Source organism: Ralstonia sp. A12, from assembly GCF_000801955.1.
Taxonomy (GTDB): Bacteria; Pseudomonadota; Gammaproteobacteria; order Burkholderiales; family Burkholderiaceae; genus Ralstonia.
Map to the genome: position 1 here is coordinate 304,674 of NZ_JSZO01000001.1, position 12,860 is coordinate 317,533.

A 12,860-nucleotide genomic window follows, 5' to 3' on the forward strand; every position below is an offset into this window, starting at 1 on the left:
CGTGATCCGATTCGACGACCTCGTCCTCCAGCGCGGCACCAAGGTGCTGTTCGACCACGCCACCGCCACACTCAACCCCGGTGAACGGGTCGGCCTTGTCGGCGTGAACGGCAGCGGCAAATCCACGCTGTTCTCAATGCTGCGCGGCGAGCTGCATGCCGACGGCGGCGAAGTCGCCATCCCGCCCACGTGGCAAGTCGCCCACGTGGCGCAGGAAACGCCGGCGGTGGACCGCAGCGCACTCGACTACACGCTCGACGGCGACACCCGCCTGCGCGACATCGAACAGCGCCTTGCGGCCGCCGAAGCCGCCCACGATGGCCATGCCCAGGCCGAAGCCCACACCGCCTTCGCCGATGCCGACGGCTACACCGCCCCGGCCCGTGCGCAGGCGCTGCTGCTCGGCCTCGGCTTCACGATGGCGCAGACCTCGCAGCCGGTGACGAGCTTCTCGGGCGGCTGGCGCATGCGGCTGAACCTTGCGCAGGCACTGATGTGTCCGTCCGATCTGCTGCTGCTTGACGAGCCGACCAACCACCTGGACTTGGACGCCGTGGTCTGGCTGGAAGACTGGCTCTCGCGCTACACCGGCACGCTGGTGATGATTTCGCACGACCGCGAGTTCCTCGACGGTGTGTGCAACGTCACGCTGCACATCGAGCACCAGAAGCTCAAGCGCTACGGCGGCAACTACACGCAATTTGAGACGCAGCGCCTGCAGCAGATGGCGCTGCAGGAAGCGTCTTACGCGCGTCAACAGAAACAGATCGCGCATCTTGAATCGTTCATCACGCGCTTCAAGGCCAAGGCCAGCAAGGCCAAGCAGGCGCAAAGCCGCGTCAAGGCACTGGAGCGCATGGAGCGCCTCGCGCCCGTGCATGCTGCAGCGGGCTTCTCATTCGAATTCCGAGAGCCCGATGCAGCGCCCAACCCGATGCTCACGTTCGAGGGCGTCGATTGCGGCTACCCGGGCGCCAGCGAAGATCAGCCCATCACCATCCTCAAGCACCTGACGTTCTCGATCCAGACCGGCCAGCGCATCGGCCTGCTGGGCGCCAATGGCCAAGGCAAATCGACACTGGTGAAGACGCTGGCGGAAACGCTGGCGTCGCTGTCCGGCACAATCCGCCGCGGCAAGGGCCTGCAGATCGGCTACTTCGCCCAGCACCAACTGGAAACGCTGGACGACCACGCCTCGCCGCTGCTGCATCTGGCACGCTTGGCGCCTGACGTGCGCGAGCAGGAGCTGCGCGACTTCCTCGGCAGCTTCAACTTCCGCGGCGACATGGCAACCGCGCCGATCGAGCCGTTCTCCGGTGGCGAGAAAGCGCGCCTGGCGCTGGCCCTGATCGTTTGGCAGCGCCCCAACCTGCTGCTGCTCGACGAGCCGACCAACCACTTGGATCTCGACACGCGTGAAGCGCTGACGATGGCGCTCGCCCAGTTCGACGGCACGCTGATCCTCGTCTCGCACGACCGGCACTTACTGCGCGCCACGACTGATCAGTTCCTGCTGGTGGGCCAAGGCACCGTCGCCCCGTTCGACGGCGATCTGGACGACTACCGCGACTGGCTGCTCAAGCAAGCCGCCGCCAAGCGCGCAGCCGCAAGTACGCCTGCCGCCTCCACCGATGCGGATGGCGCCCAAGCCACCAACCGCCGCGACCAGAAACGCGAAGAAGCCGCCGAACGTCAGCGCCTGAACGCGCTGCGCAAGCCGCTGCAGAAGAACGTCGATGCCATTGAAAAACGCATGGCGCCGCTGCAGAAGGAAAAGGCCGAGCTTGAAGCCTTCCTGGCCGATGGCGCCGCGTACGAAGAGGCCAACAAGACACGCATGATGGACAGCCTGCGCCGCCAGGCCGAGCTGAACACCGAACTCGACCAACTGGAAGAACGCTGGCTCGAGCTGCACGAACAACTCGAACAAATCGGTTAATGCCGGCGCGTCCGGCCAAGGAGACCTTGTTGAAGACAACCCCGTCGCCGGACACCGCCACCACCACAGGCCAGCCGCTGACTGGCGTGCGCGTGCTCGATCTCACGCGCCTGCTGCCCGGCCCTGCCGCCACGCGCCACCTGGCGGATCTCGGCGCCGAGATCATCAAGATCGAAGATCCCAGCCCCGGCGATTACGCCCGCGGCATGATGCGCTCGCCCGCCGACCGCGCGGCCGAGCGCCCGAGCCTGTTCTTCCGCTCACTCAATCGCGGCAAGACCGAGATGCGGCTCGACCTCAAGCTCGCCGAAGACCGCGAAGCGCTCATCGAGCTCGTGCGCCATGCAGATGTGCTGATCGAGAGCTTCCGCCCCGGCGTCATGGCACGCCTCGGCGTTGGCTGGGACGTGCTGCGTGCCGCCAACCCGGCGCTGGTGATGTGCTCCATCAGCGGCTACGGCCAGGACGGCCCGCTCGCCCAGGCAGCGGGCCATGACATCAACTACGTCGGCTATGCAGGCATGCTGGACCAATTGGCCAGTGCAGACGGCACGCCCATCGTCCCCAACGTGCAGATCGGCGATCTGCTGGGCGGTGCGTTGACAGCGGTGGTCGGCATCCTTGCTGCGCTGGTCGATGCGCGTGCCACAGGGCACGGCCGCTATGTCGACGTGTCGATGACGGACTCGGTGTTCGCGCACAACCTGATGGCGTTCTTTGCGGTGGGCACGCGCGGCAATGCGAGCCTGGCCGGCGCCGATCTACTCAACGGCGGCGTGCCCTGCTACGGCGTCTACCGCACGGCAGATGATCGCTTCATGGCCGTCGGCGCGCTGGAATTGAAGTTCTGGCAGGTGATGTGCGACGTCATCGGCAAGCCGGAATGGAAGGACAAGCACTGGGCACTCGGCCAGCGCGTAGGTGGTGAGGATGCACGCACCATCCGCGATGAACTCGCCGCACTGTTCCTCACCGCCACGCAAGCCGAATGGACCGCACGTTTTGCCGACGCCGATTGCTGTGTCACGCCCGTGCTGCGCATGGAAGAAGCCCTGCAGCACCCGCTCTTTACCAAGCGCAATAGCGTGGTGAAGGAGAACGGCGAGCCCGTACAGCTCGCCCTGCCGCTACGGTTTGCCGACTGAAGCGGCGCGGTCCAGTTCGTCCAGCAGCCGTGCGGCCTCCTCCAACTGGTGCTGGCTGAACACGCGAATGCCATGCTCGCGCAGCAGCGCCGCCGTCACGCCCTCACCGGGCTGCAGTTGGCTGGAGAACGTGCCGTCATAGAGGAAGGTGGAACCGCAGGACGGGCTGCGCTCGGTCAGCACGGCCACCTGCACGCCGGCCTCCTGCGCGGCCTCCAGAGCGCGTTGCGCGCCCTGTACAAAGGCATGGGTTACGTCATGACCGTGATGCTCGACCACGCGGGCGGCACCACGCAGAACTGCAGCACCGCCGCCCTCGCCGTGGATTTCCGCCGGCAGGCGCGGCACCGGCAGGCCACCGGCCATCTCAGGGCACATCGGGACGATGCGTCCTTCCATCTGCCAGCGCGCCAGGATGCCGCCCTCGGTGACAACCGTGCCGCCGTCATAGCGCACTGGCTGACCCAGCAGACATGCGCTCACGAGGACGCGTTGCACCGTCGATCGCCCCGGTTTAACGACGCTCGCGGCGGATCATCGCCACCACCAGGGTCAGCGCCAGGATCACCAGCCAGATCAGCGACCACACTGGCACCGACAGGCCCAGCACCGGGGGCATCGGCCCGACGCACAAGCCATCCGCCTCGAACACCTGCGGCAGCCACTTGGCAGTGGGTAGCGCATTGACCCAGTTTTCGATCGGGTCGATACCGCACGTCGCCTTCGGGTTCAGCAGCAGCGACACGTGGTACCCCGCCACGCAGAGCCCCGCCAGCCCCGACAGCATGCCCAGCCCGTGCCACAGCAGCCGCGTGGCCGACGACAGCGCCGCCAGCAACGAGAACACGCCAATCCCCAGGAACGCGAATCGCTGCAGGATGCACAGCGGGCACGGTTGCAGCCCCTCTACGTGCTGTAGGTACAACGCATAGCCGACCACCCCGAAGGAGATCACGGCAATCAGCAGGAAAAAGGCACGCGAATTGGCTTGCATGGCGGCGTCAACTCAGAGGAGTCGTAGAGAAAAGTTGGAGGATTATCGCATTGCAACAGCTCGCGCACTTTCAAATGATGCGAGCGATACCATTGCGAAATTTTGAAGGATCAGGCCTCCAGCGCACGCACCCGGTCGATCGCCTGCTCGATACGCTCGACGGCAATCACCTCCAGACCATCAATCGGCTGCTTGGGCGCATTCGATTTCGGGATGACAGCAATCGAGAAGCCCAGCTTCGCCGCTTCCTTCAAGCGCTCCTGACCGCGCGGCGTGGGGCGAATCTCGCCCGCGAGGCCGATTTCTCCAAAGACGACCAGCCCACGCGGCAGCGCCTTGTTGCGCATCGACGAATGGATCGCCAGCAGCACCGCCAGATCCGCCGCCGGCTCGGTGATCTTCACCCCGCCTACTGCGTTGAGGAACACGTCCTGGTCAAAGCACGCAATGCCCGCGTGGCGGTGTAGGACCGCCAACAGCATCGCCAGCCGGTTCTGCTCCAGGCCCACGGCCAGGCGACGCGGGTTCGGCACATTGGCCGTATCCACCAGTGCCTGAATTTCCACCAGCAACGGTCGCGTGCCCTCCTGCGTCACCAGCACGCACGAACCCGGTACCACCTGTTCATGCTGCGACAGGAACAGCGCCGACGGATTCGCCACGCCGCGCAGGCCCTTCTCCGTCATCGCAAACACGCCCAATTCGTTGACGGCACCAAAGCGGTTCTTGAACGCACGCACCAGCCGGTAGGCCGAATGCGTATCGCCCTCGAAGTACAGCACCGTATCAACGATGTGTTCGAGCACACGCGGGCCGGCCAGCACACCTTCCTTGGTCACGTGGCCGACGAGGATGGTCGTCACATCCAGCCGCTTGGCAATGCGCGTGAGTTGCGCCGCGCATTCACGCACCTGCGCCACAGAGCCTGGCGCCGAAGTCAGCGCCTCCGAATACAAGGTCTGGATCGAATCGATGACGACGACTTCAGGCTTTTCCGTCTCGATGGTCGCCTGGATGCGTTCGAGTTGAATTTCCGCAAGCAGCGCCAGGTTCTGGCTTTCGATGCCCAGGCGATGCGCACGCAGCGCAATCTGCGAGCCGGACTCTTCACCACTCACATACAGCACGCGGCGCGTTGCCGAAAGATTGGACAGCGCCTGCAGCAACAGCGTCGACTTGCCGATCCCCGGATCACCGCCGATCAGCACCACACCACCGCCCACCAAGCCACCGCCCAGCACGCGATCAAACTCATCGATGCCGCTGGAGAAGCGCGGCACGTCTTCGGCGTCGATTTCTGACAACCTGCGCACCGTTGCGCTCGATGCCAGCGACTGAAAGCGCGAGCCCGCACCGGACGTCGGCTGCGCGACGGTTTCCACCAGCGTATTCCACTGCTGGCAATGCGGACACTGCCCCGCCCATTTCGGCACCGTGCCACCGCATTCGGTGCACGTATAAACCGTCTTGCTCTTGGCCAAACAACCCCCTGCTTGCGGCCGCTACGGTTGCCCGGCGGCCGCTTGATCTTCGTATTGCGTGTGTAACTCGATACGGCGCTCAGGCCGCCTTGCCAAGGTCGCCTGCGTCAGCCGTTCCAACTGGCTCAACGGTCACGGGCACACGCGGCGCCACCGCGCACATCAGCTCATAGCCGACGGTGCCGGCGGCATGGGCCACCTCGTCAATCGGCAAGCCTTCGCCCCACAGCGTAACGGGGGTACCGATACGGGCATTCGGCATGCCCGAGAGGTCAACCGTAATCATGTCCATCGACACACGGCCCACTGTGTGCGTGCGCACGCCGTCCACCAGCACCGGCGTGAACTGCTCACCCCAGCCGGGTGCGTGGCGCGGGTAGCCATCTGCATAGCCGCACGCAACGATGCCGATGCGCATCGGACGCTCCGCGACAAAACGCGAGCCGTAGCCGATGGTGTCACCCACCTGCAGATCCTGGATGGCGATCAGCTCGCTCTTGAGCGACATGGCCGGCATCAGGCCAGTGCCCTCGATATCGCTGGCAAGTCCCGTCGGCGAGGCGCCATACATGATCACGCCCGGGCGCACCCAGTCGCGATGGGCCTTCGGGTGCCACAGCGTGGCGGCGGAATTCGACAGCGAAGCCTCGCCCGGCAGCCCCTGCGTAGCCTGCTCGAAGGCGGCCAGTTGATGCTCGATGCCGCGCGGGCCATCCGCATCGGAAAAGTGCGTCATGTGGACGATGGTGCCGATGCCGGAAATGGCACGGGCGCGCTCCCACGCGGCACGGTAAGCCGCCGGCACAAAGCCCAGGCGGCTCATGCCGGTGTTGATCTTGAGCTGCACGCTGATAGGCCCTTTCAGGCGAGCCTGCTCCAGCATACGCAACTGGTCTTCGCTATGGACGGTGCTAGTCAGGCGGTACTGCTCAACGATGGCGAGGTCTTCGGGCTTGAAGAAGCCTTCCAGCAGCAGAATCGGCCCCTGCCAGCCAAGCTGGCGTACACGGACGGCTTCATCGAGATCGAGCAGCCCGAAACCATCGGTCTGGCGCAGGCCTTCGTAGGCACGCTCGATACCGTGGCCGTAGGCATTGGCCTTGACGACCGCCCACACGCGCGAGTTTGGAGCATGGCGACGGGCAACCTGGAGATTGTTGGCAAGTGCGGGGCCGTGGATGACGGCCTGAATGGGTCTTGGCATGACGGCAAACCTGCAGAACGTTGGTGCGATGACGCGCTTGTGGTGCGGCATCGGTGTTGCAATGCAATAAGTATTGCGAGGCTGGCAAAGCCATTGCGGCCAGTCCCGCGCGATCAGCGTTCTATTTGACCACAGGACGCCAACTGGTTCGCGCTGCCGGGCCGATCGGCAAAAAAGAAAGTGCGCCGCCGTCACCGGAAGCGCACAAGTTTCATGTTATAAAGCCGTTCAATTTAGGCATGGGCAAACATACGTGATGCATTGGCGGCATAAGGAAAGTTGGGCAACCACCACTTCTTTTTTGCATGACGGCGTCGCATACGGTTTGACCATGTGCGCAGGCGAGACCAAAAGACGCACCGAGCGGAACGCATGTCTCGGACGCCTGTCAGTGAAGATTCCTGCGGTTGTCCGGCGATGCATGTCTTGCAGCACCGAACGGGTCCGGTAAAGGGAACCACAGCTAGGGGAGCCCGTGCGGGCAGCGGCATGTATGCCGCACTCGTGCACCTGCGCGCTGCACGGCCGGTCAGCCGATGTATCGCTCGGCCGGCGACCTGGGAGGGAAGCTTCCGCACGCCGGCACCGCGCCTGCGCGTTGTGAAGACGGGATTGGCACCGCGCTCTACGGGGACGAATTCGAAGGTATGAAGAAGGGCTTTTACACCATCATGGCGGCGCAGTTTTTCTCGTCGCTCGCCGACAATGCGCTGCTGATCGCAGCCATCGCCCTTCTCACAGAGATGCATGCCCCGCAGTGGATGACCCCGCTGCTCAAGCTGTTCTTCGTGCTCTCTTACGTTCTGCTTGCCGCCTTCGTGGGTGCCTTCGCCGACTCCAGGCCCAAGGGCAAGGTGATGCTCATCACCAATGCCATCAAGCTGCTGGGCTGCGGCGTCATGCTCACCGGCCTGCATCCGCTGCTCGCTTATGGCGTGGTCGGTTTTGGTGCGGCAGCGTATTCACCGGCCAAGTACGGCATCCTGACCGAGCTGCTTCCCCCAGAAAAACTCGTTGCCGCCAACGGCTGGATCGAAGGCCTGACTGTCAGCTCGATCATTCTCGGCACCGTGCTGGGGGGCGCGCTCATCTCCAAGCATGTGTCGACGTGGCTGCTGTCATTCGACATTCCAGGCCTCGAAGCCATTGATACGCCGGCTGAAGCGGCCATGCTCGTGATCATGGTGCTCTATCTGATCGCGGCACTGTTCAACCTGCGCATTCCCGACACAGGTGCACGCTATCCGCAGCAGGAAAAGAACCCGGTACGCCTGATCTCTGAATTTGCCGACTGCTTCAACGCCCTGTGGCGCGACAAGCTGGGCCAGATCTCGCTGGCGGTGACGACGCTGTTCTGGGGCGCCGGCGCCACACTGCAGTTCATCGTGTTGAAGTGGGCCGAGCAATCGCTTGAGCTGAACCTGTCGCAAGGTGCCATCCTGCAGGCTGTGGTGGCCGTGGGTGTGGCTGCCGGCGCCATGGCGGCGGCCGTGAAGATTCCGCTGCGCCGCTCGCTCGACGTGCTGCCGGTGGGTGTGGCGATGGGCGCCGTCGTCATGCTGATGGCGTTCTATACCAAGCACACGATTCCCGAAGTCACCTTCCACATCGGCTCGATGAAGCTGCCGCTGTACATGCTGATCGCCTACCTGTTCCTGATGGTGGTGGGCGCCATGTCGGGTTATTTCGTGGTGCCGATGAATGCGTTGCTGCAGCACCGCGGACACGTGCTGCTCTCGGCGGGCCACTCAATTGCCGTGCAGAACTTCAACGAGAACGTTTCAGTGCTGCTGATGCTGTGCCTGTACGCGCTGCTCATCAAGCTGAACGTGTCGGTTGGCGTGGTGATCGTGTCGTTCGGCATCTTCGTGTGCATCACGATGGCGCTGGTGATGCGCCGGCATCGCATCAACGAAAAGCTCTATCACACCGCCGCACTCATCGGCGAAGACAAGCACCACTAAGCGCCGCCGCGTGCCTCCGCCAGGAGCCACGCGCGGAACGCAGCAACCTCGGGCCGCCCGGCCGAGGCACGCGGATACACCAGCCAGTAGCTGAAGTCGTTCGGCATGCTCATGTCGAACGGCTGCACCAGCCGCCCCGCCGCCAGATCGTCGGCAGCCAGCATCAGCCGGCCCAACGCCACGCCCTGGCTTTCCACAGCCGCCTGAAGCACCATCCCCGCATCGTTGAAGACCACAGCCGATGTGCGCCGGGGCGGTGTGACGCCGGCATGCTCGAACCACGCACGCCATGCGTCCTTGGGCTCGTCGTGCAGTAGCGTGGCATGGCGCAAGTCCGTCGGTTCCACCAATGGCTCACCTAACGCGGGGCTGCACACGGGGCTCAGGTATTCACGTGCAATGAGATCGGCTTTGAGACCGGGCCAGCGCCCTAACCCCGAGCGGATGCCAATGTCGAAGCTGTCATCGGTGTGAGTCCACAACGTGGTGGAAGTTGTCAGCTTCAGCTCGATCTCCGGATGCTGCGCCCGGAAACCGCCTAGCCTCGGCAACAGCCAGCGCGAGGCAAACGACGGCAATGCGGTGATGCGCAGGGTGTCTTGTTGGCGCCCGCTCAAGCGCGCAGTCGCCTCCGCAAGACCATCGAACAGCTGCGTCAGTTCAGACAGGTAATTGCCGCCCTCTGCCGTCAACGTCAACGCGTGCCCGCGTCGGGCAAACAACTTCAAACCAAGCCAGTCCTCCAACTGCCGTACCTGATGGCTGATGGCGGCTTGCGTCACGCACAACTCAGCGGCGGCACGGGTGAAGCTCAGGTGGCGCGCGGCAGCCTCAAAGGCCCGCAGCGCACCCAGCGGCGGCAGTCGTCGCATGGCGTTTGCTCGATAACCCTGTTTGATCGAAGCTATGAGGATAGATCGTTTTGCGCCGCATCGTGCGGCCCGTCTAATGGCGGCTTCGGCGCACACCGCGCCGCTGTCATTGGAGACCGACGCCATGCTCGCTTGGGAACTGTGGGCCGCCTTCTTCGGCTATGCCATCCCGATGGTCATCAGCCCCGGCCCAGGCAACACGTTGCTGGCCACCGCCGGCGGGCGCTTCGGCATCCGCGGGTCGGTGCCGTTCTGGCTAGGCTTTGAAGCCGCCAACCTGGTGCTGTGCCTGATCTATGGCCTTGGGCTCGGTCGTGTGCTACACGACTACCCAACCTTCGAGCAAACGCTGAAATGGGTGGGCGTGCTGTACCTGCTCTACCTCGCCAAGGGCTTCCTGATGCCATCCTCCAAGGGCGTGGTGCAGGAAAGCGACGCCTCGCATCTGGGTTTCGGTACGGGCTTCTTTTGCGTGATGGTCAACCCGAAGATTCATTCGATGATCGTCGTGATGTTCGCGCAGTTCCTGAAGCCGGATGCGGGCATGGCGACGCAGGTGGCGCTACTCACAGCCGCGTTCCTGGTCGTTTGTGTGGCATGCCACTTCCCATGGATCGCGGGAGGCAAGGTGGTGCTGCAGCGCTTCCGCTCGCCGCGGGCGCTGCGCATTCAGGGGTGGACTTTCGGAGGGTGCATGCTTGCGGTGGCGGCGTATGTTGCCCTCACCTGAGTGCCGGGCTATTGGCCGCCGCGCTCCGCGTAGACCTTGCGCGCAAGGCACAGGTCTTCCCACGCGCGGGCCTTGTCGGTGAGCGTGCGTAGTAAGTAGGCCGGGTGATATGTCACCACCACAGGCACGCCTTCCACCTCATGCACCTGACCGCGCAGCTTGCCCACCGGCGTTTGCGTCTGCAGCAGATTCTGTGCGGCAACACGGCCCAGTACCACGATGATGCGTGGCTTGACCAACGCAATCTGACGCTTGAGATACGGATCGCACATCGCTGCCTCGTCCGGCTCTGGGTCGCGGTTGCCAGGCGGGCGGCATTTGAGCACGTTGGCGATGAACACGCCCTTCTCGCGCGACAGGCCAATCGCACGCAGCATGCTGTCGAGCAGCTTGCCGGCTTGGCCGACGAAGGGCTCGCCCTGCTTGTCTTCCTGCTCGCCCGGGGCCTCGCCGATCAGCATCCACTCCGCCTGACGATCGCCAACACCAAAGACGGTGTTCGTACGGCGCTCGCACAGCTTGCATGACGTGCAGCCGGAAACCGCCGCCTCAAGCTGCGCCCAGTCAAATGCGGCGATGCGTTGGGCGCGGGACACGGCGACATCGCTTGGCACAACGGCGATCTCGTCGGGCGCAGCAGACACCTCGACGCGCGCAACGACCGGTTTCGGAGCGACAAGCACAGCTTCGACAGCAACCGGCTCAGCGACGGCAACCTCGGCGGCCTCAACAACCTCCGCCTCAATCGACTCGGCACCACGCAACATCCATTCATTGGAGACACCCAGCGCCTCCAGCATGCGAGATCGACGATTCATGCTGCCTCCACCCCGCTTGCTTCGCAGACGATGCGCATGACGAGCGCGTCTTCCCGCGTGTTGTTTTCGGCCGGGTAATAGCGTTTGCGGCGGCCGATCTCGGCAAACCCGACGCGGCGATACAGCGCAATCGCGCCGGTGTTGGACGGCCGCACTTCCAGCAGCAGGCTGCCAAAGCCGTGTGCCAGCGTCAGGGCCACCGCCAGACGCAGCAGCCAGCGGCCCAGCCCCTGCCGTTGCCAGACGGGTGCCACCGTCACATTCAGCAGGTGCATCTCGTCAACGACCGGCATCAGGATCAGGTAGCCGGCGACCTCGTTGCCACCGTCACGCAGCACGATGCCGAGGTGACCCGACTTGAGCGAATCCTCGAAGTTGCCGCGTGACCAGGGAAATGCAAATGCGGCCTGCTCGATGGCGGCCACGCCGCCCAGGTCCAGCGCCGTCATGCGTTCGGCACGCCAGCCGGCGGGCAGCGGCGTCTGCGCGGTCACGCTGGCCAGTGCGCTGTCGATCAGGCTCATGCGTGGGACCCTGCTGCAGCCTTGGCCTGCTGCACGGCCTGGCGCTCTTCAATGGTGAGCGCAACCTTGTCGCGCACGTACAGCGGTGCAGCATCTTCCGGGCGGACCGTGTGGCCGGCAGCCAGCAGGCGCAGCCCGAGCGTGGCGATTTCGCGCGCGTGCGGTGCCACCTCGGGCAGCACCGCAGCAGCGCCGGCTGCGACGCTCAGTTGATCACCGAATACCGTGGCGGCATTACCTGCCAGCCAGTACGGCTGCGCTGGCGCGATCACGGTTTGTGGGCCACTCACCTGGATGGCCGACAGCGCGTGCCAGCCCGAAGCATCCTGTGTCGCATCGGCGGGTACGAAGCTGGCCCAGTAGCACTCGTCCATGCGCGCATCGAGCGCAACGGTCACGGCCGTGCCGGTTGGTAGCGAGGCGCGCGTCTGCTCGGCACAGGCCACCAGCGAATTGACGGGCACAACCGGGAGATCGGCCCCAAAGGCCAAACCCTGTGCCACACCACATGCTGTACGCAGGCCGGTAAACGAACCTGGCCCGACGCCAAAGGCAATCGCCGCGCAATCGGCCAGGGCGATGCCGGCTTCGGCCAGCAATTCGCCGGCAGCCGGCAGCACGCGGCTGCTGGAGCGCGCGCCGGTGTGCTCGTGACGGAACAGCGTGCGCGTGCCGTCACCAAGGGCGACGGAACAGAACTCGGTGGAAGTATCGAAAGCAAGAATCCAGGGCATGGCGGCATTGTACCGGCTGGTGTGACGGCTGAATGCCCAAACTCTCGGCGGCAGATGTGGAAACTGAGCGGAAAACTGGCCGAAAAACCGAAGTCATCCTCGAATTCAAACGGCCCGGCAGGGCGACCCCGGCGCTATCATCGCCGGACCATTGTTTTCAGCCGGGAATCATCATGAGCGACCTGCAAGCCCGTTTCGACCAAGCCCAGATCGACATCAAGGGCCTCTCCGAGCGCCCCGCCAACATGACGCTGCTGCGCCTGTACGCCCTCTTCAAGCAAGGCGCCGAAGGTGACGCGCACGGCGACAAGCCGGGTTTCACCGACATCGTCGGCCGCTACAAGTTTGAAGCGTGGGAAGGCCTGAAGGGCACCTCGCAAGACGACGCGAAGCAGAAGTACATCGACCTCGTCGAAGAACTGAAGAGCGGCGCAACGACCTGATTGTTGCCGCGT

The 12,860-nt window shown here is 64.4% G+C and carries 13 protein-coding genes; 5 read left to right on the top strand and 8 right to left on the bottom strand.

Going from position 1 to position 12,860, the window contains the following annotated elements; translation table 11 throughout:
- Position 1: 1 nt before the first annotated feature.
- Entirely contained in the window at positions 2–1,939 is a 1,938-nt protein-coding gene (locus PI87_RS01395; RefSeq protein ID WP_039596417.1) for an ATP-binding cassette domain-containing protein, read from the top strand.
- Positions 1,939–3,084 carry a CaiB/BaiF CoA transferase family protein gene (locus PI87_RS01400; protein ID WP_052321358.1) on the top strand — a complete coding sequence of 382 codons (1,146 nt, stop codon included), beginning with the start codon at positions 1,939–1,941 and terminating at the stop codon, positions 3,082–3,084. Before PI87_RS01395 ends, PI87_RS01400 begins: the two co-directional genes overlap by 1 nt.
- Here PI87_RS01400 and PI87_RS01405 read toward each other — a convergent pair.
- From PI87_RS01405 to alr, 4 genes are all read right to left on the bottom strand, one after another.
- Positions 3,067–3,582 (bottom strand): DUF523 domain-containing protein, encoded by a 516-nt coding sequence (locus PI87_RS01405; RefSeq protein WP_039595897.1) that lies wholly within the window; start codon positions 3,580–3,582, stop codon positions 3,067–3,069. The genes PI87_RS01400 and PI87_RS01405 overlap by 18 nt on opposite strands.
- A gap of 16 nt (positions 3,583–3,598) precedes the next feature.
- Positions 3,599–4,078 carry a disulfide bond formation protein B gene (locus PI87_RS01410; protein ID WP_039595898.1) on the bottom strand — a complete coding sequence of 160 codons (480 nt, stop codon included), beginning with the start codon at positions 4,076–4,078 and terminating at the stop codon, positions 3,599–3,601.
- A gap of 110 nt (positions 4,079–4,188) precedes the next feature.
- Entirely contained in the window at positions 4,189–5,559 is a 1,371-nt protein-coding gene (gene radA / locus PI87_RS01415; protein ID WP_039595899.1) for a DNA repair protein RadA, read from the bottom strand.
- A 79-nt stretch (positions 5,560–5,638) separates the two neighbouring features.
- Complete coding sequence (gene alr, locus PI87_RS01420) at positions 5,639–6,763, bottom strand: alanine racemase (RefSeq protein WP_039596419.1); 1,125 nt, start codon at positions 6,761–6,763, stop codon at positions 5,639–5,641.
- Positions 6,764–7,410: 647 nt separating this feature from the next.
- Between alr and lplT the strand changes: the two genes are divergently transcribed.
- Positions 7,411–8,727 carry a lysophospholipid transporter LplT gene (gene lplT / locus PI87_RS01425; protein WP_039596420.1) on the top strand — a complete coding sequence of 439 codons (1,317 nt, stop codon included), beginning with the start codon at positions 7,411–7,413 and terminating at the stop codon, positions 8,725–8,727.
- Here lplT and gcvA read toward each other — a convergent pair.
- On the bottom strand, positions 8,724–9,599 hold the full coding sequence (gene gcvA / locus PI87_RS01430; protein ID WP_039595900.1) for a transcriptional regulator GcvA: 876 nt from the start codon (positions 9,597–9,599) through the stop codon (positions 8,724–8,726). The genes lplT and gcvA overlap by 4 nt on opposite strands.
- Positions 9,600–9,723: 124 nt before the next feature.
- Here gcvA and PI87_RS01435 point away from each other — a divergent pair, with 124 nt between their 5' ends.
- Positions 9,724–10,329 carry a LysE family translocator gene (locus tag PI87_RS01435; protein ID WP_039596421.1) on the top strand — a complete coding sequence of 202 codons (606 nt, stop codon included), beginning with the start codon at positions 9,724–9,726 and terminating at the stop codon, positions 10,327–10,329.
- A gap of 8 nt (positions 10,330–10,337) precedes the next feature.
- On the opposite strand, the gene PI87_RS01440 is transcribed toward PI87_RS01435, so the two are convergent.
- Genes PI87_RS01440 through tsaB form a run of 3 tightly spaced genes read right to left on the bottom strand, consistent with a single transcriptional unit; the run spans position 10,338 to position 12,405 of the window.
- Positions 10,338–11,147, bottom strand: coding sequence for a uracil-DNA glycosylase (locus PI87_RS01440; RefSeq protein WP_039595901.1), 810 nt, complete (start codon positions 11,145–11,147; stop codon positions 10,338–10,340).
- Positions 11,144–11,671: a ribosomal protein S18-alanine N-acetyltransferase gene (gene rimI / locus PI87_RS01445; protein ID WP_039595902.1), complete on the bottom strand. Its 528-nt coding sequence runs from the start codon at positions 11,669–11,671 to the stop codon at positions 11,144–11,146. Before rimI ends, PI87_RS01440 begins: the two co-directional genes overlap by 4 nt.
- On the bottom strand, positions 11,668–12,405 hold the full coding sequence (gene tsaB, locus PI87_RS01450; protein ID WP_039595903.1) for a tRNA (adenosine(37)-N6)-threonylcarbamoyltransferase complex dimerization subunit type 1 TsaB: 738 nt from the start codon (positions 12,403–12,405) through the stop codon (positions 11,668–11,670). Before tsaB ends, rimI begins: the two co-directional genes overlap by 4 nt.
- A 173-nt stretch (positions 12,406–12,578) precedes the next feature.
- Here tsaB and PI87_RS01455 point away from each other — a divergent pair, with 173 nt between their 5' ends.
- Positions 12,579–12,848, top strand: a complete 270-nt coding sequence (locus PI87_RS01455) for an acyl-CoA-binding protein (RefSeq protein WP_039595904.1) — start codon at positions 12,579–12,581, stop codon at positions 12,846–12,848.
- The last annotated feature ends 12 nt before the right edge of the window (positions 12,849–12,860 follow it).

Excerpts from the sequence above, each read along its gene's own strand:
- lplT (WP_039596420.1), top strand. The coding sequence starts at position 7,411 with ATGAAGAAGGGCTTTTACACCATCATGGCGGCGCAGTTTTTCTCGTCG.
- alr (WP_039596419.1), bottom strand. The coding sequence starts at position 6,763 with ATGCCAAGACCCATTCAGGCCGTCATCCACGGCCCCGCACTTGCCAAC.
- PI87_RS01455 (WP_039595904.1), top strand. The coding sequence starts at position 12,579 with ATGAGCGACCTGCAAGCCCGTTTCGACCAAGCCCAGATCGACATCAAG.
- PI87_RS01400 (WP_052321358.1), top strand. The coding sequence starts at position 1,939 with ATGCCGGCGCGTCCGGCCAAGGAGACCTTGTTGAAGACAACCCCGTCG.
- PI87_RS01440 (WP_039595901.1), bottom strand. The coding sequence starts at position 11,147 with ATGAATCGTCGATCTCGCATGCTGGAGGCGCTGGGTGTCTCCAATGAA.
- PI87_RS01435 (WP_039596421.1), top strand. The coding sequence starts at position 9,724 with ATGCTCGCTTGGGAACTGTGGGCCGCCTTCTTCGGCTATGCCATCCCG.
- tsaB (WP_039595903.1), bottom strand. The coding sequence starts at position 12,405 with ATGCCCTGGATTCTTGCTTTCGATACTTCCACCGAGTTCTGTTCCGTC.
- PI87_RS01410 (WP_039595898.1), bottom strand. The coding sequence starts at position 4,078 with ATGCAAGCCAATTCGCGTGCCTTTTTCCTGCTGATTGCCGTGATCTCC.
- gcvA (WP_039595900.1), bottom strand. The coding sequence starts at position 9,599 with ATGCGACGACTGCCGCCGCTGGGTGCGCTGCGGGCCTTTGAGGCTGCC.
- rimI (WP_039595902.1), bottom strand. The coding sequence starts at position 11,671 with ATGAGCCTGATCGACAGCGCACTGGCCAGCGTGACCGCGCAGACGCCG.